We start from the raw sequence: 23,909 nt of genomic DNA, 5'->3' as shown, positions 1-23,909 counted from the left end.
AAAAAGTGCTTCAGTAGTAACAACTTTGTTTAATGAAGATATAGTCGTGAAAAAGGCTACATGAAAAAGGGATAAGAACTCTCTTAATTGGCTTGAGAGGATCTTATCCCTGCTGTTATGAAATATTTATTTTTGAATGTGCTTAGTAACCCAGTTTTTTAGGATACGGATTAAGTCAGGGTCTGTAGGTTGACCAACAAGAGTCTTATACTCCTTCATTAATCCTAATATAGTATGATTCTGTTCATACTTTCTTAGTAAATGGTTCATATTAGGGACAATGTGCCATTCTGCATCCCCCTTTACTACCCCTTCAATATTTTTTACATCAGTTGGTGGGACTTGAACATCTTTATCCCCTGTAACTGCAAGGACCGGAATGTTAACGCCATTTAATTGTTCTAATCCATTAAATTCTTGGCTTTCTCTCATCCACTTTGCGTTTAATTTTGTTCCCTTATACTTAATAACTGGTTCATCGGAACTCATAACCTTGCTTAGCATTTCTTCCTGGTTCTTCTTCAATTTGTCCGAAACTTTTAATATTCTAAACAAAAACCCTTTAAAGCCTTTTGCCTCTTCGACTTCTTTTTGCGCCATGGTATTTTGAACAGAAAGCATCTCTTTTGAAGGTCCAAAAAATCCTGCTAATAAAATTAGAGCATTAACCTCTTCTTTCTTATGGACGGCAGGTGCGATAATAGCCCCTTCACTATGCCCCAGAATCACAATATTGTTCGGATCAACTTGAGGCTGTTCCTTTAGAAATCTTACAGCCGCTGTTGCATCATCAATTAGATCCCATACACCTGTTTCATGGTAATCTCCTTCACTTTCATGAGTACCCCTTTTATCATATCTTAAAGTAACAAATCCTAAGCTAGTAAAGAATTCTGCTAATTCTTTATATACATTAATTTCGATTCCCTTTACATTGCCATCACGATCACCTTGCCCACTTCCACTGATAATAAGTAATCCAGGGAACTTCTCTTTAGACTCCTCAGGAACCGTTAACGTTCCTTTCAATAAATACTCACTGTTAAACGATACAAACTTTTCTACCATTTTTACCTCTCCTCTTTTCTATCAGGAATAATGATGGTTGATACCACTCTTTTTTTTCTATCTGGCGTTGGTTCATTTTGAACTGCCCTCTTAAATGCTTTCCCCATATCTTCTGCAAATTGTTTAAACTCCTCGTCAGTTAAATACAAGCCCACCTGCCGATAACCTAAACCATCTTTCTCGAAATCCGTATTTTTTTGGTCTATATATTCCTCAAAGCTTTTTAGGATTTGTGAAATAAATAACATAAAATAATTTAAATGTTCTTCCTTCGATGTCTCTTGTAAATCATCTTTAGCTAAATTTGCCTGACCAAAATTTAAACTAAAGACTTTCTCAATCGTTCCCCTAACTTGATTTTCTTCAACAACTGTTAGGATCCCCGATTGAACTAATTTATCTATTTGACGGTATAGAGTTGCTTGTGGGACAGAAGGAAGTCTTTTTAAAAGATCCTTTGATGTCAAGCTCTTACTTCCAAGAAATTCTTGAACGATTTTAAGACGAACAGGGTGAAGTAGCACATCCGCTTTACTTTCTTTTTTCATATAAGTTTACTCCTTAAATTCGTTATCTAATTTGATTATATTATCATATTTGATAATAATAAAGGGGTTTTGTTCGACATTTTTCTACATAATGGTAACTAAGTGTGTTCCCTCCAAAAAAATAGAAGATGTTTATCCACATCTTCTTTAATTCATTATGTAGTTTTTAATCTTTCGATAGACTTTTCGTTTTGACTGTACAGCTCTCCATAGCAGCTAAAACCGCCGCTCTTAATCCTTTTTCTTCAAGTGTTGAAACAGCTTCAATTGTGGCTCCACCCGGTGTACAAACCTCATCTTTAAGTTCACCAGGGTGTTTCCCGGTTTCTAACACCATTTTGGCAGCCCCTAATACAGCCTGGGCCGCAAGTTTGTAGGCTTTTTCTCTGGATATCCCTTGTTTCACACCACCATCCGCTAATGCTTCTATAAACATATAGACATAAGCAGGCGATGAACCACTGATTGCTGGAATACTATCCATCAGACTTTCTTGAACGAGTTCCACTTTTCCAAAGGTTTTAAAAATGTCAATAATTTCTGCCTGTTCTTCGACATTCACAAAATCGTTTACACAGATGGCTGTCATTCCTTCACCTACTAGGGAAGGAGTATTCGGCATCGATCTTGCGGCTTTTATTTTCTTGCCAAATAGATCCTCTAAGGTATGTAACGTAATCCCCGCAGCAATCGTAATAATAACTGTATTTTCACGAATATAATCTCTTATCTCTGTGATTACCTCATTATGTATATCAGGCTTAACAGCTAAAAATAATACATCTGCCCATTCAGCAACTTCTTGATTTGTGTTCCCAAAAGGAATGTTAAAACGTTCTCTTACCTTTTTTTCTGTTTCAATCGTTTTAGATGTAGCTTTAATTTGTTCACTTGTTAAATAGCCCGATTTTAATATGCCTTCAATGATGGCTTGTGCCATTTTTCCGCAACCAATAAATCCTATTTTTAAACTCAATGGATCACATCCTTCAATTTGTCCTAAAAACATTATACTTAAAAAGTGATTAACTTTCTAAAATCCTGTCCTTTTGTATTATGGTTCTTCTACATTATTCTTTATTTAAATTGGAACTATAAGAGGAGAATGTTCAATCAAGGAGAGAACCAATGGAGCAATTTTTCAGCATGGTAAATGATGATGGAAGCATGTACGAGGCTAGAATTAAGGATGAGTATTTTTATAAGCAGCCCACTTTACAACTGGCAAGGTCCCTTCTTGGCTGTCTTTTAATTAAACAAACGGATGAAGGAATAAGTTCTGGTTATATAGTTGAAACCGAGGCTTATAAAGGCCCAAACGACCGTGCAGCTCATAGCTTTAACAATAGAAGAACAAAAAGAACTGAAGTTATGTTTCACTCGCCAGGCATCGCTTATACGTATTTGATGCATACACACTGTTTGGTAAATGTAGTTAGCGCTGGCATAAATGAACCTGAGGCCGTGTTAATTAGAGCATTAGAGCCTTACAGTGGACTAGAATTAATGAAAAATAGAAGGAAAACAGATCACATCATAAATTTAACCTCTGGGCCTGGCAAGCTCACAAAAGCACTGGGGATTACTATGGAGGATTATGGCCGTTCATTTATAGAACCACCTTTGTTAATATCAGAAGGATTTACTCCAGAAAAAGTTTCTGTTGGTAAAAGGGTTGGCATTGAAAATAGTGGTGAGGCAAAAGATTACCCATGGCGTTTTTGGGTAAGTGACAACCGTTTCGTATCAAGACATAAGATTGAGCTATAGGGACTTTTATACGACCTTTTTTTGCTACTTTTTTCTTGAATGATAACAAACTTGAACAACCATAATACAATTGTATGGCGCTCGCCATTACATTTTTTTCAGGCAGCTAGGTTCTTACTTTATAAAAATAATCCCTATGTGGAGGTAGATGAAATGCAACAGCAAATGAACCAAGGTATGCAGAAAACTTCAGAAACCATTCCAACACAAATGAACCACGGTGGGCATGAGGTATTCGATATTCATGAATTATTATCAGGTACAATTGGAACTTTAGATCACTTTTTAATGTATGAGCAACATATTAAGGACCCTGAATTAAAGGGGATTCTTAATAGACAACGTCAATTTATAACAGATACGTATAACATTACAGTAGAGTGCTTTAGATCAGGTCAAGATCCGTCTCACCCTACAACTAGTTATAAAATGGATCAATCCAACGACGTAAAATATGGTTTAACACCGTCTAAACCTAAGTCTCCAAACAATAATGTATCTGCACTTAATGACCAATGTATATCAGGCCTAATGCTTAGCTGTGCAAAGTCTCTAGCTACTACAACTACGATGGTAGCTGGTGAGTGTACGAATCCAGTGGTAAGACGTGTTCTTCAAGATAGTATTCCAAACTACCTTGAAATGGCTTATGAAACTTTCTTATACCAAAACAAGCATGGTTACTACCAAGTTCCACAATTACAGCAACAAGATATGCAGCAAATGATTAATGCTTATGCTCCAGCAAATGGGATGCCGATGAATCAACAAGGAAACATGATTCAATAACTATAAAGTAATCTAGCTGAAAGCTGGTGGGACCCCTTTTATGGAGTCCCCCTTTTCTTTTTCTTCATTTTGAAAGCTAAAATGGTGATGATAAAAATCAACCCGAACCATAGGACTTTAAGTACTTTCATAAATAATTCACCTCAGTAAGCCACTATTATAATAAATTAATCATAGCCCGAGGTTAGAAGATTCCGGTACGTCCTCGGGCTTTATTTTACTGTAAGACCTAGGTCCTATACCTGCAACGATTTCTTTATTCTGCATGAATTTTAAGAAGTTAGCGATTTTAAACCGGTCATCCCACCTATAAAAACCACTAATAAATGGGTAAAATGCTTAAAAAGGTGACAAACTTTATGTATATGGTTAATAGGAGGCAAAAGATTAGTGGAACACCTAGTTGATTTTCTGAAGGTAATCGGAAGAATTGTAACCATTTTACCACTTCTTCTTTTCGTTACACTCGCAATGGGAAAAAGATCAATAGGAGAACTTCCGGTATTCGACTTTTTAGTCATTTTAGTTCTAGGTTCTGTCGTTGGTGCTGATATCGCGGAGCCAAAAGTGAACCACTTTTTCACTATGATTGCTGTCATAGCTATCGGCGGTCTGCAATTATTTGTATCTTATCTAAAGATTAAACATCGTTCCATTGGTAAAATTCTTACCTTTGAGCCTACGATCGTTATATATAAAGGGCAATTTCAAGTTGAAAATATGGAAAGAATGAAATATACCATTGATAATGTTCTTCAAATGCTTAGAGAAAACAATGTTTTTAACGTAAAAGATGTTGAGCTTGGAATCGTGGAAGCCAATGGAGAGCTCTCTGTAAAACTACTGCCGGAAAAAGAGGTTGCTCGTGTTGAAAATTTGCATTCGGTGTCTCCGGATAAAGGTATAGAACTGCCGGTTATCATCGATGGAATTATTTATACAAAAGTATTAACCTCTCTTGAACTGAATGAAGTTTGGCTAAAAAAAGAATTATTAAAGAAGGATATAACAGATGCTAAGACGGTCTTTTACGCTTCTGTTAATCAAGCAAAAGAACTTCATATTTCTCTGAAAGTAGATAAAAACAAACCAAACTACCCGTTAATATTACATTAATTCCACACTATCTAATTGGTAAACGCAGTTTACAGTTAGATAGTTTTTTTATTTTGCGATCTTAATCACTAACTCACCTTTAGTTAACCAAAAATAATAAATGGTTGACATTAAATGAGTGCCCCTATTATTCTTAAATTGTAAAATAATTTTTTGGGGGAGAATACATGAACGGGAAGCTTAGAACCATTGACATTACATTAGCTGGGATGTTCGTTGCTCTTATGGCAGTAGGGGCAAATATTACATCTATAGCGCCATTCATGGTTGTTGGAGGAGTTCCAATAACGTTACAAACTTTTTTTGCCATTCTAGCAGGGGCTATTCTAGGAAGTCGATTAGGTGCCATTGCGATGTTGGTTTATGCTTTAGTAGGATTAGTCGGTGTACCTGTATTTGCGCAATTTACAGGTGGAGTTTCTATTCTTATTAAACCAACTTTCGGCTTTATTCTTTCGTTTATTTTAACTTCTTATGCAACTGGAAAAATTATTGAACAAAAGAAAACGCTTGGAACCTTTATCTTTGCTGCCATTATTGGGATGGTCATAAACTACGTAATCGGCACAAATTGGATGTACGGCGCGTATAAACTGTGGGCGGCAGCTCCAGATGATTTTACTTATAAAGTCGCTTGGCTATGGATGGTAGTACCATTACCAAAAGATCTTATTCTAGCTGTTTTAGCCGGTATGATGGCATTCCGATTAGAAAGAACGGTTTTATCAAAAGGACAATTTAAGAATTTGAGAAAAGTAGCTTAATAGAATAAATGGAGGTATGTTATGGGGAACTGGAAGCAGTTAGCTATTGAAGTTTTAAATGGGAAAACGTTATCGAATGAGGAAGCTCTAAGTATATTACATTCTACCGACGAAGAACTACTAGAGCTATTAAACGGCGCCTATACCATTCGTCACCATCACTACGGGAATAAAGTTAAGCTAAATATGATTATTAACACAAAATCAGGTCTTTGTCCGGAGAACTGTGGCTATTGCTCTCAGTCGAGCATTTCAACAGCTCCGATCGAAAAATACCGAATGGTTGATAAAGACTCCATTTTAAAAGGTGCGGAACAAGCCCACCAATTAGATGTTGGTACATATTGTATTGTTGCAAGTGGTAGAGGTCCAAGTAACAAAGAAATCGATCAAGTTGTATCAGCTGTAAAAGAAATAAAAGATAAGTACAATATGAAAATTTGTGCTTGCCTTGGGCTACTAAAGCCTGAACAAGCTGCACTACTAAAAGAAGCTGGGGTCGACCGTTATAACCACAACATTAACACGTCTGAAAATCACCATGAATCAATTACTACGTCCCATACATATCAAGATCGTTTAAACACAGTTGAGTTAATTAAGGAACAGGGAATCTCGCCATGTTCAGGTGTTATTATTGGAATGAAGGAAACGATGCAGGATGTTATTGATATGGCATTTAGCTTAAGAGCTTTAGATGCCGATTCCATCCCTGTCAATTTCCTTCATGCCATTGATGGTACTCCTTTAGAAGGAACGAATGAGTTAAATCCTAGGTATTGTCTAAAAGTATTGGCCTTAATGAGATATGTAAATCCTACAAAGGAAATTCGTATCTCTGGTGGACGCGAGGTAAATCTTCGTAGTCTTCAGCCACTAGGGCTCTACCCAGCTAACTCTATCTTTGTAGGAGATTATTTAACTACTGCTGGCCAAGAAAGTACATCTGATCATCAAATGCTAGTAGATTTAGGATTTGAAATAGATGTGGTAAAAGAACCAATCAATAGCTAAACAATTTAAAAACCCTAACAACAAATGTTAGGGTTTTTAATTAATTATTTTTGTCACTCGGAAAAACAACGCCGATTTGTTTTCGAACTTCATCCATAATTTCCATTGTCCACAATGAGTGTTCATATGAATTAATACTGGATTCCAATTGCCCTTTTTTAATCAAATTGACAAACTCTTCAGCTTCATAGTACATGGAGTTAGATTTCTGAGGCTTTGAAAAATCCTCTATGCATCCATTTCTTAAGTACAGTTCAACCTTCTCTGGTGTGTGTATTTTATCTATGACAATGCTTCCCTCTTCACCTTGTATTTCAGAAGGAATATATGAATTTGAGATTTTAGAGTACATAATGACTGCTTCCATGTCAGCGTACTTCAACAGTATACTTCCTTCCCCATCCACACCAGAATCTAGCAGTAGTCCACTTGCTTTAATTTCTGTTGGCTTCCCGAACAAAACAACTAAAGGATAAATACAGTAGACACCGATATCTACCAAAGCCCCATTTGATAACTCCGGTTTAAAGGCATTTAAGACCGTACCTTCCTTATAAGCATCATAACGAGAGGAATATTGACAATAGCTGGCAAAATACCTTCGAACTGTTCCAACTCTATGTAAATTCTTTTGAACTTCCTTAAAATTCGGAAGGAAAGTAGACTTCAAAGCTTCCATTAATAGTACTTGGTTGTCTTTCGCTGTCTTTATCATTTCTTTTAGCTGCGAGGCATTGGATGCGATGGCCTTTTCACAAATGACATGCTTCTTATTGTCCATAAACAATATAGCCTGTTCTGCATGAAGTGCATTTGGACTTGCAATGTAGACGGCATCTATCTTATCGCTGTTTGCCATATCTTCTAAGTCAGTAAACGTTGTTTCCACACCAAACTTTGCAGCAAATTCAGCTGCCTTTTCCTCTGACCTTGAATATACAGCAACCAATTTAAAATCCTGTAAATCGCTCGCTGAATGAATAAAGCTTTCCGTAATCCAATTGGTTCCAACGACTCCAAAACGTATCAAATTTAAGTCCTCCTTGATGTTTAACAAGGCTGTTTTCACATAAATTGTTTCTATTCCTATATGGTCTTTAAAACGTATTCTATGCTGCTTCATGGAGTCTTTTCTTCTCCAATATAAAGAAAACAGCATCATACTCTGTCTAAAGACAATATAAAGTATTTAAATAGCAACAAAGTTTACGAAGAGAGCCTTTAACAATAACTTGTAACTACTATATTCTTTAAAAAAAGAAAATACAAATCATAACTAACTTTGCCTTTAAATAATTTATGTTAAGCATTATCTTTTATATTTATAGGTTTTTTATGAGACAATACTATTGTTGTAAAATGAATTTCCACATAGGAGGTTACCTTATGCCAAAGAATTTACAAGATACAGTAAAGCTACATAATGGAGTAGAAATGCCTTGGTTTGGTTTAGGCGTTTTTAAAGTAAAAGAAGGGTCCGAGGTTGTAGAATCTGTAAAAGCGGCAATTAAGAACGGCTATAAGAGTATTGATACTGCTGCCGTATATAAGAATGAAGAAGGCGTTGGCCAAGCAATAAAGGAAGCCGGCGTCCCTCGTGAAGAATTATTTATCACGACTAAAGTGTGGAATAGTGACCAGGGGTATGAATCTACGCTTGAAGCGTTTGAAACAAGCCTAAACAAGCTCGGCTTAGACTATTTAGATTTATATTTAATTCATTGGCCTAAAGAAAAATCGAAAGACACTTGGAAGGCACTTGAGAAGTTATATAAAGACGGACGTGTCCGTGCCATCGGAGTAAGTAATTTTCACGTACATCATCTAGAAGATTTATTAAGTGTTGCTGAAATTAAACCAATGGTAAACCAGGTAGAATACCATCCTCACCTAGCTCAACTAGAACTTCATGATTTCTGTAAAAAGGAAGGAATTCAACTAGAAGCCTGGTCTCCTCTAAAACAAGGTGTGCTTTTAGACGAGCCAACGATTGTGGAAATTGCTGAAAAGCATAAGAAATCACCAGCACAAATTATTTTACGCTGGGATTTACAAAATGAAGTAGTGACCATTCCAAAATCTATTAAAGAACATCGCATCATTGAAAATGCAGATATCTTTAATTTTGAGCTATCTCAAGATGATATGGACCGATTAAACGCTCTAAATAAAAATGAGCGAATTGGTCCTGATCCAGATAATTTTGATTTCTAAATTTGAATGTACGGGTTGTCCGGGTATACCCAGGGCAACCCTCTTTTCATTAATGTTTAAGATTAAACATTTCCTCCATTAACTTCTGCGTTTTTAGCCCTTCTTGACCATTCACCATAGGTTCAGTATCACCTAGCACGGATTCAATAAAATGATGCACTGCACCAACGAACCCTTTTCCTTGTAGAATGGTATCCCAAGAACCTAATGTTTTGGTTATTAGCTCCCCGTTCTCTTCCACTTCCAACATTTGTAGGTCCTTTACTCTAACAATCCGGTTCTCTCCTACTAGTTCAAATACCTCAAGCCCTGTACCTGCATTTCGATGCATTCCTGTAAATATCTGTTTACCCTCTTCCATATTGAAAGCATGTTGAGTATAGATTAATTGATCTTCAGGGTTAGCGTTGATGATTCCTGTTTGTAGCTTGGTACCATCTCCCCCTATCCAACGTGCTAGGTCGACAACATGGATATAGTCGTCAAGCATGGTTACACGATAATCACAATTAGAGATGTCGTTTATCCGATGCTTTTCGATTCTTGTCCAAGCGATATTGTCCATTAGTTTTCTGGCCTCTATGTATAGTGGAGCAAACCGACGATTAAAGCCAACCATTAGTTTTCTTTTATAAGTTAGACTCAAATCCACTAGCTTTTCCGCTTCTTCTATAGATTCAGCTAGTGGTTTATCCACATATACATCCTTCCCATTCTTCAAAAGCTCGCTAACAATTTCATAATGAGTAGACGTAGAACTATGAACAAAAACAGAATCGCATTCATCCATTAGATTTTTTATATTACTAAAAGGACGAATTCGATATTGATTACAAATGGAATGACGTTTTTCCTCATTCGGTGTGTAAGCCCCAACAAAATTCCAATTTTCATTACTTGAGAGGATGGGTAAATATGCCTTTTGAGCAATACTCCCCAAACCAATCATTCCAACTTTAAGCTTTGTCATACATTTCCCCCTACTCTGTTTGTTTTATTACCTCTATAAAGTGACCAAGAATTCTAGCCGTTAATCCCCAAATAACCTTGTCATCATAATAGTAAAAATGCTCCATCATTTTTCGAGTTTGCCAGTTATAGTCTTCTCCCCCAGCTATTTGGTCAAAAGGGAAGTTGGATTCCGGCTCGAGCTTAAAGTTAATTTCATACGTATCAGGGCTATTCTCCAAAAAGTAGGAAAGTGGCACAGTAAACACTTCACCCACCTCTGCTGGATTCGGAACAATGTTCTCCGGTTCGGTAATCACCCCGACAAAAGGATAAATCATCGTTCCAAAAGGTGTAACCATAAAATCTAAAGGATACACATTTTTAATGAGCTCCCTGTCTAATTGTAGCTCCTCGGATGTTTCACGTACAGCTGTCTCCATTTCATCTTCATCCGTTTTATCAACTCTTCCCCCTGGAAAACAAATTTCACCCGGCTGTCTTCTCAACTGTAGAGACCTAACCTCAAATAAAATATGGATTTCTTCGTTTTTATATAGAAGAGGTAAAAGAACGGCATATTTAGAAAAACTCTCACTCCCTAAAATAACAGGAGATCGGTTTTTAAACTTAGAAATGATGTTCTCAATCTGCAAAAAAATTCACCTTACCTTCTTAAAAACTTTTACGGTTCAAACTAGTAGTTTTATTATATCAGCTTAGACAGTAAAAAAGACGCCAAACCCTTTATATAAAAAGATTTGGCGTTCTTTATTGTTATGAATTATTTTACTACTACCGGTACCACTCTCTCACCAATAGCTCGAATCAGCTCTTTCGGCATCGGGAACGATACAGCCGCTGGATCACCGGCTACTGCTTGAATCGTTACATCCAAGTGTTCCTCACCTATATTGTAGGCTGCAAAATCACTTGGAAGCCCAAGTTTGTATTGAAGGAGACGAATCTTTTCAATTGCGCCAGCTAACAGCACTTTCGGATCATCGCTCTTTACATCTACATTTAATGCCTCGGCTAGTTCCTTCGCTTTAGGCAGATATAAATCTGGGATGCACTCCATCACTACAGGTAGGAACACTGCATTCGCCAAGCCATGAGGAATACGGAACAAAGCGCCGTATGCATGTGCAAAGTTATGAACCGGAATCGCATTTAGGGCAAAGCTAAACCCGGTAATCCCCATTAAACTTGCTTGAAGCATTTCCATTCTAGCTTCTACATCAGATCCATTCTCTACGGCTGCTGGTAAATACTTCTCTATTAATCTAATAGACTGTAAAGCGAATGAATCTGTTAATGACGTCGCCTTTGGAGATGCAAGTGCCTCGATTGCATGCGTTAGTGCATCAAATCCTGTAAATGCAGTAATGAATGGAGGTAATCCTACTGTTAAGTCCGGATCTAACACAGCCATGTCTGCACTAATGAATGGATTAATAATGTTTGTCTTCATATGAATTTCCTCATTATAGATTACCGCAATTGGTGAGACCTCTGATCCAGTCCCAGCCGTCGTTGGAACAGAAATATGTGGGATTGGCATATACGTTGCTTCAGGGAATTGCTCGTATAGAAATCCACCAGGAATGGCTTCCTTAATGTCCGTGAGCCCTTTAAATAATGAGTATTTTACACCCTTTACAGCATCAAGGACACTACCGCCTCCCACTGCTAAAAGCGCATCTGCTCCTACTTCTCTAGCATATTTTGTTGCCTTGTTAACGCACTCACTTTCAGCATCTTGATTAATATCTAAGTATACACCCACAAGTTCCGGTCCGACGCCATGTGGAGTCAAATCAAAGATTTGAGCAACCTTCTCAACTACACCTGCTTTTTCAAGTCCTCTATCACTAAATAAAACTACTCTTTTTGCGCCAAGTCCTCTAAAAAGATCAGGAATCATCGCGCGGGAGTTCGAGCCACTATATATTCCAGTACGGAGCATAAATTGGGAAAGACTTGTTTTCATCATAATTTCCACCTCTTTAACGTTTTTTATAAAAGAAGGAAGGCATCTATCATCTGCAAAGAAGTTAATTGACGTAACTGTGTGTACCACTTTCCTCGTCATGATTTGCTCTTTTCGAACGTTACGCGGCACGAATGGCGCTTTTGCTTACCGCGATTTTACTTTTTTAGAACCCTTCGCGGCTCGATTGGTAACCTTTCTTACCGCGGTTTTACTATTATCGAATACTTCGCGGCTCGAATGGCGCTTTTGCTTACCGCGATTTTACTCTTTTAGAACACTTCGCGGCTCGATTGGTGACCTTTCCTACCGCGGTTTTACTCTTTTAGAACACTTCGCGGCTCGATTGGTGACCTTTCTTACCGCGGTTTTACTATTATCGAATACTTCGCGGCACGAATGGCGCTTTTGCTTACCACGATTTTACTCTTTTAGAACACTTCGCGGCTCGATTGGTGACCTTTCTTACCGCGGTTTTACTATTATTGAATACTTCGCGGCACGAATGGCGCTTTTGCTTACCGCGATTTTACTCTTTTAGAACACTTCGCGGCTCGAATAGTGACCTTTCTTACCGCGGTTTTACTATTATAGAATACTTCGCGGCTCGAATGGCGCTTTTGCTTACCGCGATTTTACTCTTTTAGAACACTTCGCGGCTCGAATAGTGACCTTTCTTACCGCGGTTTTACTATTATCGAATACTTCGCGGCTCGAATGGCGCTTTTGCTTACCGCGATTTTACTCTTTTAGAACACTTCGCGGCTCGAATGGCGCTCTTGCTTACCGCGATTTTACTCTTTTAGAACACTTCGCGGCTCGAATAGTGACCTTGCTTACCGCGATTTTACTCTTTTAGAACACTTCGCGGCTCGAATAGTGACCTTTCTTACCTCGGTTTTACTATTATCGAATACTTCGCGGCACGAATGGCGCTTTTGCTTACCGCGATTTTACTGTTATTGAACACTTCGCGGCTCGATTGCCCCTTTTGCTTACCGCGACTAAACTCTTTTCGGGCACTTCACGGTAAGATCACTTCCCAATTTCATCCTTATCAAGTACTTGTAAGTACGAATGAAGACAGTTCTTCACACGACTTCTTCATTAAGGGGTTTTCGCGGAAAGAATGAGGCTACTTATTTATTCCACGTTCGAGAATAAAATCTGATACCATTTCCGTTGCTCAAGTTCTGGAGCCATAGATGTGTGTACATGCTTAAGTTGGGTATAGGCATCTAAAGAATGTTTGCCCATTTCACGTCCGATCCCACTTTGCTTGTATCCACCAAATGGAGCGTCGTTACGAAGCAAGTGCCAATCATTAATCCATACCACACCAGCACGAAGTTGTCTTGCAACGTCATAAGCTTTGTTAACGTCTTTCGTCCATACTCCCGCAGCTAATCCATAAATCGTATCATTTGCGAGTCTAATAGCTTCTTCTACATCCGAATAGCGAATAACCGATAGAACAGGTCCGAAAATTTCTTCCTGAGCAATCTTCATATCGTTCTTAACATTGGTAAAAATGGTCGGTTCGATAAAATGACCGCCTTCACATCCTGGTACGGTTACTTCTTTTCCACCACAAACTAGAGTAGCACCTTCATTCTTACCAGCTTCAATATATGAAAGGATTGTGTCACGCTGTTGTTTAGAGATAACTGGTCCAACATCCGTGGCGATATCTAACGGATTTCCTAATTTTAATTTAGCTGTTAACGCTACAAGCCCTTCTACTACTTGATCATGAAGTTTGTCAGGAACAAATAGACGTGTACCTGATTCACATAGTTGACCTGAGTGTAGGAATACCCCAAATAAGCTACCAGGAAGAGCAATATTTAAATCGGCATCTTCTAGTAAAATATTTGGTGACTTCCCTCCTAATTCAAGAGTCGTATTTTTAACGGTACCTGCAGCTAACCCCATAATCTTACGGCCAACCTCCGTTGAACCAGTGAATGCAATTTTATCTACTTTCGGATGTTGAGCTAGAGGTTCACCCACTTCCGTACCAGAACCTGTAACGACATTGATGACTCCAGGAGGTACGACAGCAGAAATTAGTTCCGCTAGTTTTAAAGTAGACAATGGTGTGTAGCTTGCTGGTTTAATAACAATCGTATTGCCCATCGCTAGTGCAGGAGCAATCTTCCATGTTGCAATGACCATCGGTAAGTTCCAAGGAGTAATGGCTGCACACACACCAATCGGTTCACGCCATATAAAATTATGTGCTGGTCCTGGGAATGGCGGAGACGGTAACGTTTCTGAGAATGGGTAATCGACTACAAACTTAGCTAGTTGTTGAAACAAATCAGCCATTTGTAAAATATCACTGGACGTAACGCGTCTTAACGTTCCACCTGAACTAATAACCTCTAAATAAGCTAACTCCTCTGCATTCGCGACAATTTGATAGGCAATTCCGTTTAATACTTTTGCACGATCCTTCGGTTTCATATCGCGCCAACCGCTGTTTTCAAAAGCATCACTTGCAGCTTGGACAGCTCTATCTACATCTTCTTTATTTCCTTTAGCTACCTTAGCCACTAATTCACCGGTAGCAGGGTTTTTCACATCAAAGGTTTCTCCACTACTGGACGGCTCCCATTTTCCGTTAATAAACAAAGGAAATGTTTTTACTTCCACATTAACTGACATGATTTACTTCCTCCCTTTAAAACTCGAATTTTATAGTACGCCAACTTCTGTTTCTGATAGTCTATAAATCTCTTCCATCTTTTTACCCCTTGCTCTTGCTAAAATTTCCATTCTGACTGTTAACTGCCTAGTAGTAAACTCCATGACTTCTTCAATTGGAGCCCCAAGTCTATTCTTATCGTTAACGACACCTTCTTGGTTTAGTTGGAAAGCGTATGGAGTTAACGTCTCCATCTTTTGAGCTACTAAATCAAATAAGTGCGGATGCTCACATATTAAACGTTGAAGGAGGAATGTTCCGTACCCAATATGTCTTGATTCATCTCTCTTGAGAAGCCCAATTCCTTTTAACAATCCAGGCATAATCCCTTGTTTTTCTAGTGCTTCGTAGAAAGAAAAGTATCCAGTTTCAGCTAATACTCCTTCTACGAACATGTTATATACGGTAGATGCCTCTGCAATAGCCTCTGGAGATTGATCATCCATTAGGCGATCCATCGCCGCTGGCAAAATATCATAAAAGATAGTCTTATAGGTTTCGGTGTGATAAACGGATAAATCCCCCGTTTCCCCAAGTGCATTTAATAGAAGTCGGAAAAACTCCGTATGCTTTGCCTCTTCAAACAAGAAAGTAGTTAAATACATTTCTTCTTCCAATCTGCCTTCTTTAGCAATCGCCATGATTAAAGGTAATAAATCTAAAGTAACCGCCTCTTCACCTGCTTGAAACTGTGAGATTAACCTTAGAATATCCTCCCTTTGCTCTGGCTGTAGTTTTTTCCAATCTTCAACATCTTGTGAGAAATCAATGTCAGCTGGGTTCCAAACTCCGAATTTTTTCGCTTTTTGGTATAACTTAAAAGGCAATGATTCTACTAATAGACCTCTTGAACTTGTTGTTAAAATCGTTCTTCTGTCCATTTAACCCACCTCACTAATTGAATTTTAGATGCCCAAATTGTATAATGGTATTAGTGTTTTTTGAAAATTCAGTATTATGTAAACATAACAATGTAAGGGCTTACATTTACTCTAAAGGAATTAGTGCTAGATTAAAATATCTGAAAATATAGGGGTGAGAAATGTCGGATGTTGGATGTCAAAGTGTTTAATTACATAAATGATATGAAAAACGTAGATGACCCTTTATACAAGGCAGAGTTAATTATTCGAGGATTTACTAATTTTTTTCCTTTTGAAAGAGCATCATTTTTTACATATTCCCCTCTTACCTATATGGGAGAAGGACTCGTACAAATCGATCGTGGTCAACTGTACCCTATTCAATCGATCAAAGAAGATGTAAGAAAAATATTACCTGTATATCAAGCTGTAACTCAAAATATTCCAAACTATATTCATATCGAACCCACCAAAGAAAATTTCCCTCAAAAATACGTTGAACAGTTTCAATTAACATCTCTGTTAATCATTCCAATAAGTTTTCTCAAAGCAGTCATCGGATGTGTCCTGATTGACAAATACACAGGTCAAGGTCCTTTAAACAAAAAAATGATCCAAACCATCAATCGCTACTTTCAATTGTCCGTTGAAGGCAATACTCTCCTTCCCAATCATCAACATTCTCTAAGTAAAAGGGAAATCGAAGTACTTCAAAATTTATCAAATGGACATAGCATAAAGGAAATGGCAGGAACCATGGAAATTAGTGAATTTACAGCAAGGGATTATATTAGTGCAGCAGTCCGGAAGCTTGGTGCTAGGACAAGAACAGAAGCAGTCGCCATTGCTATAAGAAATGGCATTATATGCTGAAGATTTTATTATTAAAAGATGTGTAGACACCCTCTACATATCTTTTTTACTTTAATCTTACTAAACACTCTCTTTATCCTCTGGTGTGCGTTAATAAACTTTTTAACGAAGATTGTTAATAAAAAGTTATATAGAAAATAGCCTTGTAAACCTTTGCAAACGGATATTAATGGAAATTGACAGCTATCTATGGTAACATACACTTTACATTAAATTAGTTGCTACCTCAAATACTTCCTAATAGTCACAACACAGAGCAGTCTTATCAACATCTTTTAGGAGGAATTGGATGAGCAATAATCAAAAATTAGCGATTAACCTTCCCCTAGTAGCTATACTATTTTTGTGGTTAAAGTCTTATATTGCTTACAAATTCCACTTTAATCTTAGGATAGAGAACTTTCTCCAAGAATTAATCTTATTCATCAATCCACTTAGTTTTTTAGTACTCGTATTAGGTGTAGGTTTGGTATTAAATAAGAAATTACAAAAAATCTATACTTTATCCATAAGCTTAGTTATTTCTATAATCCTCTACTTAAACGCAGTATACTATCGAGAATTTCATGACCTCATTACAATCCCACTTTTAAAACAAACCAATAATCTTGGTAGCCTATCCTCAAGTATCTTCGAATTAATACATTGGACAGATGTTTTCTTTTTCCTTGATGTAATCCTGCTTTTTCTATTGGCCTTACTAAAACCTAAAAAACTAACACTTGTTTACCTTGTAAAAAAACTCAAATTTAAAACACTATGCTACTTTGCCATTGGTTTAGGATTTTTAAATCTCTCCCTTGCTGAGACCCAACGTCCCCAATTGCTAACTAGAACGTTTGATCGAGAAATGTTAATTAAAAACATCGGTGCTTATTATTTCCATATATATGATATCTTTTTGCACACAAAAACGGTTGCACAAAGGGCTTTAGCAAATGGGGATGATTTGTCAACAATCAAAAATTATACACATGCTCGTTATAAACAGCCCAACCCCGACTTTTTCGGTGTAGGCAAGGGAAAGAACCTTATCATCATTTCAATGGAGTCTACTCAAAGCTTTGTCATCGGAAAGACCATTAACGGAGAGGAAATTACACCATTTCTGAATCATTTTATTAAGGAAAGCTATTATTTTGATCAGTTTTATCATCAAACTGGTCAAGGGAAGACCTCAGATTCTGAGTTTCTATTAGATAATTCCATGTACCCCTTAGGGAGTGGGGCTGTATTCTTCACACATGTAAATAACAGTTACCAGACCATGACAAAGAAATTAGTAGAAAATGGCTATCATACAGCGAGTCTTCACGCCAATAATAAAAGCTTCTGGAATCGGGACCTCATGTACAAAAATTTTGGTTATCATGAGTTTTTCTCCATGTCAAACTATAACATCTCAGGACAAAACTCTGTCGGTTGGGGAATGAAAGATATTGATTTCTTCGATCAATCGATCGACTATTTAAAAGAGCTGTCCCCACCTTTTTATACAAAATTAATTACCTTAACCAACCATTTTCCATTCGAATTAAATGAAGAAGATCGCTTTATTGATGAATTTAACTCTGGAAGTGAGGTTTTAAACCGTTACTTTCCAACGGTAAGGTACACGGATGAGGCGATTAAACTATTTATTGAGGATTTAAAAAAGGAAGGATTATATGATGATTCCATTATTGTCATTTATGGAGACCATTATGGAATTTCAGCGAATCATAACAAAGCAATGGAACAATTCCTTGGAGAACCGATTACTCGTTTTGAAGAGGTTCAGCTCCAAAAAGTCCCTTTAATTATTCACATTCCTGGAATGAAAGGAGAAACCATATCCAACATCTCAGGGCAGATTGATTTAAGACCCACTTTATTGCATTTATTAGGCATTACGTCCAAAAGAGATATACAATTTGGAACTGACTTATTTGCAAAAGATTCTAAAGACTTTGTAGTCCTAAGAGACGGGAGCTTTGTAACGGAAGACTACCTATTTACAAAGGAAACTTGTTTTAAGAAAGACACAAAGGAAGTGGTGAACATGAGTCACTGTGAGCCTTACAAAGAACAAGCGGTAAATGATTTAAACTACTCGGATAAGATCATTTACGGGGACCTTTTAAGATTTAGCAATCAAGATAAGTAAGGAAAGCTGCACACTTGTGTAGCTTTTTCTTATAAACAAAAGCCCCAACTAGGTTGGGACTTAAGGAAATTCAATGGATCATATTTTTGCCGTAGAAAATTTCATCCATTTCCTCTTTTAACTTCTTCGTTATAATCACTTGTTCTTCCTCTGAAAGATCGCTTTTTGTATGCTTAAAAAGATAATTATTTAAGTCAAATTGTTTTAGCTTACATTTTGTGTGGAAGATATTTTCTTGGTAGACATTCACATCAATCATATCGTACAGCTCTTGAACATCATCTGGTATATAGTTTTGAATCGAGTTAATTTCATGATCAATAAAAAGCTTATGCCCCGTTACATCTCTTGTAAATCCGCGAACTTTATAGTCAATCGTCATTACATCTGTTTCAAAAGAATGAATTAAGTAGTTCAATGCTTTTAACGGCGAGATTTCACCACAAGTGGAAACGTCAATGTCAGCACGAAACGTACTAATTCCTTCATCTGGATGTGATTCAGGATACGTATGAACGGTAATATGACTCTTATCCAGTTGTGCAATGACTGACCCAGGGATAGGCCCCGGAGATTCTTCAAACGCCTCAACTGGTGATTCATCAACAGGACCTTCAGAAACCAAGATTGTTACGCTAGCCCCTTGAGGAACATAATCCTGTTTTGCTACGCTTAAAATATTTGCACCAATCATTTCAGTTACATTCGTCAAGATTTTTGTTAATCGATCTGCATTATACTGTTCATCTATGTAATTTAAATAAGCTTCGCGCTCTTCCTTTGATTTTGTATAACAAATATCATACATATTAAAACTTAATGATTTCGTAAGATTATTAAATCCGTGCAATTCAATAATTTGTTTCGGTGTTAGTTCCATTTTTTAAGATCCCCTTTTTACTAAAGTAAAATCTTCCAATACCATTAGTGTTATTGAATTACTGGAATATATGCGTTTAGATTACAATATGAAAAAATTTCCTTAGAAATAACAGACTGTTCTTAGAGTTGCACACTGATTTACTGGGCTAGATGTGAGGCGGATTGGTTTAGTTCAAAAAATAGCTGTACTAAGCAAAAAATGGTCTTAATATGGAGTATTGATACTAAATATCTTACTTTATTCAAAATTTAGGTATTAACACGCCATGTTACTACCTAAAATGTCTACGGAAACCAAATTCAGCAACTAAGTAGCTTTCTTAGTTACCAAAAATGCTTCCTAATCACAAAATTACGTACTAATACTTAGAGATTTATTTTATCTAGAATAGATCTTACAAAATCCGTTTTATTTTCTGTGTATTTGAACTTATCATTACTATTTAATTGTGATAGCTTTACTTTAAGTTCTTCGTATTCTATCCGAGCTTTTGCATTAGTTCTAAGATAATCTCGAAATGCTAAGTGTTCCTTTAAATAGTTGTTACCTTTTTGAAACATATGAATTTGGTGAGTCCGAGGTTCCCCTTTATTAAAATAATAGCGCTCAGGCAACACGTCCTCTATGAAAGTGTAGCCTAGTTGCTCTAAAGGAGAAATAAACTTAACGCCGTCTTCGTAGTGTTCTATTTCAATAGCAATATCGATAATGGGTTTAGCACTTAAGTTTTTAATGGACGTGCTTCCGATATGATGGATAAGAACCTTCTCATTTAACCTATCTAGAATTCGTTCCTTTTCCATCAAAAACTGTTTTTCCCACTCCTCAGTCCACGGCATCAAAAAAACCTGACCCTTTGGCAATCCAAGCATCGTCCTACCCCCTGTAAAAATATTAAAATGATTTATAAGGCATAAAGAATTTTAAGCTTTCTATTACATCAGTTCAATAATTCCGTTCAGTTTTTTAAATAAATTAAATTTTTTATAAAAAATGAAGCTATTACAATTATCGTTTCGTCTATATGTCAGAATTAAAAAGCAAAGTGCCTAGGAGCTTTGCTAAAAACCTTTAAATAACTCTATAAGTTTATTTATAAATTAATTGCTACTTAATGGAATATAAGGAGGCTTCGAAAAAGTGAGCCGTGAAAATCAAATAGAACAACAGATAGCATCCACTGTTGACCGGAGTATTGCTCTTGAGATCATTATGGATGAATACGGTACTACTCTCAAAAGACTTATCTACTCATATGTGAAGGACTGGGGTATTGCCAGCGACCTCACACAAGAGGTGTTTATCACCGTCTACGAAAAATTAGATACGTTCCAAAGACGTTCATCCTTTAAAACGTGGATATTTACCATTGCAGTTAATAGAAGTAAGGACTATTTAAAAAGCTGGCACCACCGAAATATGGTCATGAATGAGAAAGTGTTCTTTTTTAAAAAGGACACTGAAAAAAGTCCTGAAGCAAAGATGGTAGAGGACGCTGAAAACAGTGAATTACTCAGTATTATATGGTCATTACCAGTGAAATACAGGGAAGTGTTCCTCCTGCATTATTATCAAGATCTTTCCTTGCAGGAGATTGCCGAAACATTAAAAATTCCTGTGTCCACCGTTAAAACTCGACTGTATAGAGGACAGGAAAAAGTTAAGAAACTTTATTCGAATGTAGATAGAGGTGAGCAGCATGGATAGGCTAAATAGACAAGTTAAAGAAGCAATGAACAACACCATGCCAAAAGAAGCCGTTTTTTCAGAGTTTGAAAAACAACAAGTGTTAAACCGAATTAAAAATAAATCGGTAACTTCACATAAAAAGAAACGCAATATTATCCCTAAAACGTTAACTGCTGCCGTGTTAGCTGGATCAGTTTTATTAGTCGGAGGCATTGCAGGAACGCAACTTGGTCTAATCGGAGGAAATGCTGGTGAAGACACAACAAGATTAGAACGAGATTTACAGAGTTTTTATCCAAACCTTTCTGTTGGAGAAATGTTAAACGGATGGGAACTTGTAAGTAAAGAGCCTTATGAAGGAAAGGAACCTGAAAAATTAGGATTATTATCAGCAGAGTTTAAAGGTGGTGCCCAAATAACTGGCACACTTAAGTATCATGATGAGACTCATGAAAAGTATCCAGGAAAGCTGTTGTTTTTACCTGATCAATTATCTTTAAATTCACTTCCCGTTCTCGATGGGTATTATCCCGACTTAGCTCTTTCTTCTGAGGATCAAGAATATGTGCGAAAAATATTTGGAATTAATGGAGAAGTGAATATACCAAACATTACATTAAAAGTTGATTCATATAAGGCTACTTTTATAAAAGGACAAACGATACCTGATGAGGTTGGGGTAAAAGAAGTGATGTTACCAGAAGAAGACAATGATATTATTGCAACACCATTTGAGATTCTGAAAGATAACAATAATAAGCTTATCTTGCCTGAAGACTTACAAAATATATATTCACAGTTTGCAGAATCTAAGAATGATGGTGTTTTAGCCGGTCTATCTCCTGCTAAAGTATTCCAATTATACTTCTATGCTGAGGAGATTGAAGATTATGAAACACAGTATGCATTGTTTATAGATGATGAGCAATATATTAAAGTGTTTCCAACATATGAGGATTATTTGGACGCAGTCATGAATCCACCGGTTCCTGTACAGGGTGAGACGTTGCTTGATAAAGTAAAACGGAGTCAGTTAGAAGAAAGAATTATTAATGAAAAAGAAGCTGGAGTATCAATCTCTTCTGGGGAAGAGGGCCTTGGATTCGGATTATCAAAAAATTCTAGAGGTATCTGGCGAGTCAATTGGATGCCAATTCAATAATAGAAATAGGGGTGAACTAAAAAGTTCACCCTTCTTTATTTTACACCCTATTAAGATGTGTATCTTTAAAATCTGTGGGATATTTTAAACCGTAACCCAGCACTCGATCCATTCCTATGTGGGAAGTCCAAATGATTCCGATGGACAATAACGTTTGATTTTCCATGACAACCCCCAAAACCAGGATCAGAATAGGAAGACTATATGTATGAAAAGCATTATAAACAAGTGCTCCTATCTTCTTATTAAATGCGTATCCCATCATGGAGAGGTCTGGAACAAATAACAAAATGAAAAATAGTAGCCAGCTATAATCTTGATAAGCATAGACAGTAATACTAAGAATAAGTACGGTTAGACCTTCAATATGCAAAAAGAGCTTATTCAAACATACCCCACCTTATTGGTACTTTTTCAAAAAATCAAAATTTAAATCGAGTGAATAGTTGTGTTCCAAACGAAGTCTGTATAAGTTAAAGATTCTAACCTCTTCTTCTGTTAATCTTTCTTTATTCAAATACATATGCATTAAACTATATTCAAACATTTCTTTTAGTTTAAGGAAGAGTGGGAGTTTTTCTATCATTTCAAATGGTATCTCATTTTCCTCTAGGTATCCCTCAATAAGAGCTTCCATAATGGATTGAGCATAATCCTTTATATTGCCGCTCCCTGCAAACGTAAATTCAAGTGCAGAATATAATGGTACGGCTAAATCAAATAGGTAATAGTGTTTTTCACAGTCTTGAAAGTCAATAACCGTCAGTTTAGAATGATTGGCAACAAGCACGTTTTCTAGCCATACATCACCATGGAGTAATCCATAGGTGTCCCTAGTCTTTGGCAATGCTTTCACTTCCGATAAAATTCTATCCGCTATCCCTCTTATCATCTTCTCTTCTTTTGGGATGTACTTTAGAAATTGATACTCTTCGTTCTCATGCCAGTCATTTAAATGAAGGATGGGATGGGTTGCTTCGTACTCTTTTGTCACGCGATGCATGGCGCCTATTTGACGCCCTAACTTTTTTAAAATCGAGGCATTCCAATCCATTCTCTTAACATGTGTTCCTTGTGCAGATTCAAATAATACCAGATATTTTTCTTCTGGAATGAGGACCTTCTCAACAATATTTCCATCTAGTGAGGTAACAGAAGGAGCCACGCCAATTTGATGATCAGCTAAATAATTCGTCCAACTAACCTCTTCCAATTGCTCATCAAAAGTCTTGTATTTTGTAACACGAGCAAACCAACTGCCATCTGCACCAAGACAACGATACATTTCATTTGTTACTTTTTCTATGGTTTCAATTTGAACCGGATACTTTTCATTAATTATTTTTAATAGCATCTTTT

At 36.9% G+C, this 23,909-nt stretch carries 23 protein-coding genes; 10 read left to right on the top strand and 13 right to left on the bottom strand.

All coding sequences use genetic code 11. The features are described from left to right. Nucleotides 1-126: 126 nt before the first annotated feature. The 3 genes from ACFYKX_RS21280 to proC all read right to left on the bottom strand — a co-directional run bounded on the left by ACFYKX_RS21280 (nt 127) and on the right by proC (nt 2,592). Nucleotides 127-1,068, bottom strand: coding sequence for an alpha/beta hydrolase family protein (locus ACFYKX_RS21280; RefSeq protein ID WP_389363379.1), 942 nt, complete (start codon nt 1,066-1,068; stop codon nt 127-129). A 2-nt stretch (nt 1,069-1,070) separates the two neighbouring features. Further along, complete coding sequence (locus ACFYKX_RS21275) at nt 1,071-1,616, bottom strand: helix-turn-helix domain-containing protein (protein ID WP_389363377.1); 546 nt, start codon at nt 1,614-1,616, stop codon at nt 1,071-1,073. A gap of 166 nt (nt 1,617-1,782) precedes the next feature. Beyond that, nucleotides 1,783-2,592 carry a pyrroline-5-carboxylate reductase gene (gene proC / locus ACFYKX_RS21270; protein ID WP_389363375.1) on the bottom strand — a complete coding sequence of 270 codons (810 nt, stop codon included), beginning with the start codon at nt 2,590-2,592 and terminating at the stop codon, nt 1,783-1,785. A 191-nt stretch (nt 2,593-2,783) separates the two neighbouring features. Here proC and ACFYKX_RS21265 point away from each other — a divergent pair, with 191 nt between their 5' ends. The 5 genes from ACFYKX_RS21265 to bioB all read left to right on the top strand — a co-directional run bounded on the left by ACFYKX_RS21265 (nt 2,784) and on the right by bioB (nt 7,069). Next, the gene (locus ACFYKX_RS21265; RefSeq protein ID WP_389363469.1) at nt 2,784-3,386 is read left to right on the top strand and encodes a DNA-3-methyladenine glycosylase; all 603 of its coding nucleotides are present in this window, start codon (nt 2,784-2,786) and stop codon (nt 3,384-3,386) included. Between the two features lie 153 nt (nt 3,387-3,539). Continuing rightward, nucleotides 3,540-4,175: a spore coat protein gene (locus ACFYKX_RS21260; protein ID WP_389363373.1), complete on the top strand. Its 636-nt coding sequence runs from the start codon at nt 3,540-3,542 to the stop codon at nt 4,173-4,175. Nucleotides 4,176-4,565: 390 nt separating this feature from the next. Next, complete coding sequence (locus ACFYKX_RS21255; protein WP_389363371.1) at nt 4,566-5,291, top strand: DUF421 domain-containing protein; 726 nt, start codon at nt 4,566-4,568, stop codon at nt 5,289-5,291. Nucleotides 5,292-5,458: 167 nt separating this feature from the next. Continuing rightward, nucleotides 5,459-6,055, top strand: coding sequence for a biotin transporter BioY (locus tag ACFYKX_RS21250; protein WP_389363369.1), 597 nt, complete (start codon nt 5,459-5,461; stop codon nt 6,053-6,055). Nucleotides 6,056-6,076: 21 nt separating this feature from the next. Continuing rightward, nucleotides 6,077-7,069: a biotin synthase BioB gene (gene bioB / locus ACFYKX_RS21245; RefSeq protein WP_389363367.1), complete on the top strand. Its 993-nt coding sequence runs from the start codon at nt 6,077-6,079 to the stop codon at nt 7,067-7,069. A gap of 40 nt (nt 7,070-7,109) precedes the next feature. On the opposite strand, the gene ACFYKX_RS21240 is transcribed toward bioB, so the two are convergent. Beyond that, nucleotides 7,110-8,099: a Gfo/Idh/MocA family protein gene (locus ACFYKX_RS21240; protein ID WP_389363365.1), complete on the bottom strand. Its 990-nt coding sequence runs from the start codon at nt 8,097-8,099 to the stop codon at nt 7,110-7,112. A 356-nt stretch (nt 8,100-8,455) separates the two neighbouring features. Here ACFYKX_RS21240 and ACFYKX_RS21235 point away from each other — a divergent pair, with 356 nt between their 5' ends. Continuing rightward, a complete protein-coding gene (locus tag ACFYKX_RS21235) occupies nt 8,456-9,283 on the top strand; it encodes an aldo/keto reductase (RefSeq protein ID WP_389363363.1) in 828 nt (275 codons plus the stop codon). A gap of 49 nt (nt 9,284-9,332) precedes the next feature. Here ACFYKX_RS21235 and ACFYKX_RS21230 read toward each other — a convergent pair whose 3' ends face one another. The 5 genes from ACFYKX_RS21230 to ACFYKX_RS21210 all read right to left on the bottom strand — a co-directional run bounded on the left by ACFYKX_RS21230 (nt 9,333) and on the right by ACFYKX_RS21210 (nt 15,815). After that, nucleotides 9,333-10,253, bottom strand: coding sequence for a Gfo/Idh/MocA family protein (locus ACFYKX_RS21230; protein WP_389363361.1), 921 nt, complete (start codon nt 10,251-10,253; stop codon nt 9,333-9,335). A 10-nt stretch (nt 10,254-10,263) separates the two neighbouring features. Beyond that, nucleotides 10,264-10,887 carry an NUDIX hydrolase gene (locus tag ACFYKX_RS21225; RefSeq protein WP_389363360.1) on the bottom strand — a complete coding sequence of 208 codons (624 nt, stop codon included), beginning with the start codon at nt 10,885-10,887 and terminating at the stop codon, nt 10,264-10,266. 128 nt (nt 10,888-11,015) lie between these two features. Continuing rightward, a complete protein-coding gene (locus tag ACFYKX_RS21220) occupies nt 11,016-12,227 on the bottom strand; it encodes an iron-containing alcohol dehydrogenase (RefSeq protein WP_389363358.1) in 1,212 nt (403 codons plus the stop codon). 1,140 nt (nt 12,228-13,367) lie between these two features. Then, nucleotides 13,368-14,894: an aldehyde dehydrogenase family protein gene (locus ACFYKX_RS21215; protein WP_389363356.1), complete on the bottom strand. Its 1,527-nt coding sequence runs from the start codon at nt 14,892-14,894 to the stop codon at nt 13,368-13,370. 30 nt (nt 14,895-14,924) lie between these two features. Next, nucleotides 14,925-15,815: a R2-like ligand-binding oxidase gene (locus tag ACFYKX_RS21210; RefSeq protein WP_389363354.1), complete on the bottom strand. Its 891-nt coding sequence runs from the start codon at nt 15,813-15,815 to the stop codon at nt 14,925-14,927. Between the two features lie 168 nt (nt 15,816-15,983). Here ACFYKX_RS21210 and ACFYKX_RS21205 point away from each other — a divergent pair, with 168 nt between their 5' ends. Together ACFYKX_RS21205 and ACFYKX_RS21200 are read left to right on the top strand one after the other, a co-directional pair. Further along, complete coding sequence (locus tag ACFYKX_RS21205; RefSeq protein ID WP_389363352.1) at nt 15,984-16,670, top strand: response regulator transcription factor; 687 nt, start codon at nt 15,984-15,986, stop codon at nt 16,668-16,670. A gap of 289 nt (nt 16,671-16,959) precedes the next feature. After that, nucleotides 16,960-18,816, top strand: a complete 1,857-nt coding sequence (locus tag ACFYKX_RS21200; protein ID WP_389363350.1) for an LTA synthase family protein — start codon at nt 16,960-16,962, stop codon at nt 18,814-18,816. A 70-nt stretch (nt 18,817-18,886) separates the two neighbouring features. Here ACFYKX_RS21200 and speD read toward each other — a convergent pair whose 3' ends face one another. Together speD and ACFYKX_RS21190 are read right to left on the bottom strand one after the other, a co-directional pair. Further along, nucleotides 18,887-19,696 (bottom strand): adenosylmethionine decarboxylase, encoded by an 810-nt coding sequence (gene speD / locus ACFYKX_RS21195; RefSeq protein ID WP_389363348.1) that lies wholly within the window; start codon nt 19,694-19,696, stop codon nt 18,887-18,889. A 368-nt stretch (nt 19,697-20,064) separates the two neighbouring features. Continuing rightward, nucleotides 20,065-20,571: a GrpB family protein gene (locus ACFYKX_RS21190; RefSeq protein WP_389363346.1), complete on the bottom strand. Its 507-nt coding sequence runs from the start codon at nt 20,569-20,571 to the stop codon at nt 20,065-20,067. 268 nt (nt 20,572-20,839) lie between these two features. Here ACFYKX_RS21190 and ACFYKX_RS21185 point away from each other — a divergent pair, with 268 nt between their 5' ends. Both ACFYKX_RS21185 and ACFYKX_RS21180 read left to right on the top strand, forming a co-directional pair. Continuing rightward, on the top strand, nt 20,840-21,406 hold the full coding sequence (locus ACFYKX_RS21185) for a sigma-70 family RNA polymerase sigma factor (protein WP_389363344.1): 567 nt from the start codon (nt 20,840-20,842) through the stop codon (nt 21,404-21,406). Then, nucleotides 21,399-22,550 (top strand): hypothetical protein, encoded by a 1,152-nt coding sequence (locus ACFYKX_RS21180; RefSeq protein WP_389363342.1) that lies wholly within the window; start codon nt 21,399-21,401, stop codon nt 22,548-22,550. Before ACFYKX_RS21185 ends, ACFYKX_RS21180 begins: the two co-directional genes overlap by 8 nt. Before the next feature lie 40 nt (nt 22,551-22,590). Here the strand turns inward: ACFYKX_RS21180 and ACFYKX_RS21175 are convergent, their stop codons facing one another. After that, nucleotides 22,591-22,938, bottom strand: coding sequence for a DUF4260 domain-containing protein (locus ACFYKX_RS21175; protein ID WP_389363341.1), 348 nt, complete (start codon nt 22,936-22,938; stop codon nt 22,591-22,593). 12 nt (nt 22,939-22,950) lie between these two features. Continuing rightward, nucleotides 22,951-23,904 carry a phosphotransferase enzyme family protein gene (locus tag ACFYKX_RS21170; RefSeq protein ID WP_389363467.1) on the bottom strand — a complete coding sequence of 318 codons (954 nt, stop codon included), beginning with the start codon at nt 23,902-23,904 and terminating at the stop codon, nt 22,951-22,953. Between the last annotated feature and the right edge of the window lie 5 nt (nt 23,905-23,909).

Source organism: Cytobacillus spartinae, from assembly GCF_042865285.1.
Classification (GTDB): domain Bacteria; phylum Bacillota; class Bacilli; order Bacillales; family Cytobacillaceae; genus Robertmurraya_A; species Robertmurraya_A spartinae.
The sequence above is the reverse complement of the archived record's forward strand: the minus strand, read 5'-3'. Positions and strand labels throughout refer to the sequence as shown.

Coding starts and splice junctions, on each gene's coding strand:
- ACFYKX_RS21215 (WP_389363356.1), bottom strand. CDS start 14,894: ATGTCAGTTAATGTGGAAGTAAAAACATTTCCTTTGTTTATTAACGGA.
- ACFYKX_RS21170 (WP_389363467.1), bottom strand. CDS start 23,904: ATGCTATTAAAAATAATTAATGAAAAGTATCCGGTTCAAATTGAAACC.
- ACFYKX_RS21180 (WP_389363342.1), top strand. CDS start 21,399: ATGGATAGGCTAAATAGACAAGTTAAAGAAGCAATGAACAACACCATG.
- ACFYKX_RS21280 (WP_389363379.1), bottom strand. CDS start 1,068: ATGGTAGAAAAGTTTGTATCGTTTAACAGTGAGTATTTATTGAAAGGA.
- ACFYKX_RS21205 (WP_389363352.1), top strand. CDS start 15,984: ATGTTGGATGTCAAAGTGTTTAATTACATAAATGATATGAAAAACGTA.
- ACFYKX_RS21190 (WP_389363346.1), bottom strand. CDS start 20,571: ATGCTTGGATTGCCAAAGGGTCAGGTTTTTTTGATGCCGTGGACTGAG.
- ACFYKX_RS21275 (WP_389363377.1), bottom strand. CDS start 1,616: ATGAAAAAAGAAAGTAAAGCGGATGTGCTACTTCACCCTGTTCGTCTT.
- bioB (WP_389363367.1), top strand. CDS start 6,077: ATGGGGAACTGGAAGCAGTTAGCTATTGAAGTTTTAAATGGGAAAACG.
- ACFYKX_RS21235 (WP_389363363.1), top strand. CDS start 8,456: ATGCCAAAGAATTTACAAGATACAGTAAAGCTACATAATGGAGTAGAA.
- ACFYKX_RS21260 (WP_389363373.1), top strand. CDS start 3,540: ATGCAACAGCAAATGAACCAAGGTATGCAGAAAACTTCAGAAACCATT.
- ACFYKX_RS21230 (WP_389363361.1), bottom strand. CDS start 10,253: ATGACAAAGCTTAAAGTTGGAATGATTGGTTTGGGGAGTATTGCTCAA.
- ACFYKX_RS21250 (WP_389363369.1), top strand. CDS start 5,459: ATGAACGGGAAGCTTAGAACCATTGACATTACATTAGCTGGGATGTTC.
- ACFYKX_RS21220 (WP_389363358.1), bottom strand. CDS start 12,227: ATGATGAAAACAAGTCTTTCCCAATTTATGCTCCGTACTGGAATATAT.
- ACFYKX_RS21210 (WP_389363354.1), bottom strand. CDS start 15,815: ATGGACAGAAGAACGATTTTAACAACAAGTTCAAGAGGTCTATTAGTA.
- speD (WP_389363348.1), bottom strand. CDS start 19,696: ATGGAACTAACACCGAAACAAATTATTGAATTGCACGGATTTAATAAT.
- ACFYKX_RS21265 (WP_389363469.1), top strand. CDS start 2,784: ATGTACGAGGCTAGAATTAAGGATGAGTATTTTTATAAGCAGCCCACT.
- ACFYKX_RS21200 (WP_389363350.1), top strand. CDS start 16,960: ATGAGCAATAATCAAAAATTAGCGATTAACCTTCCCCTAGTAGCTATA.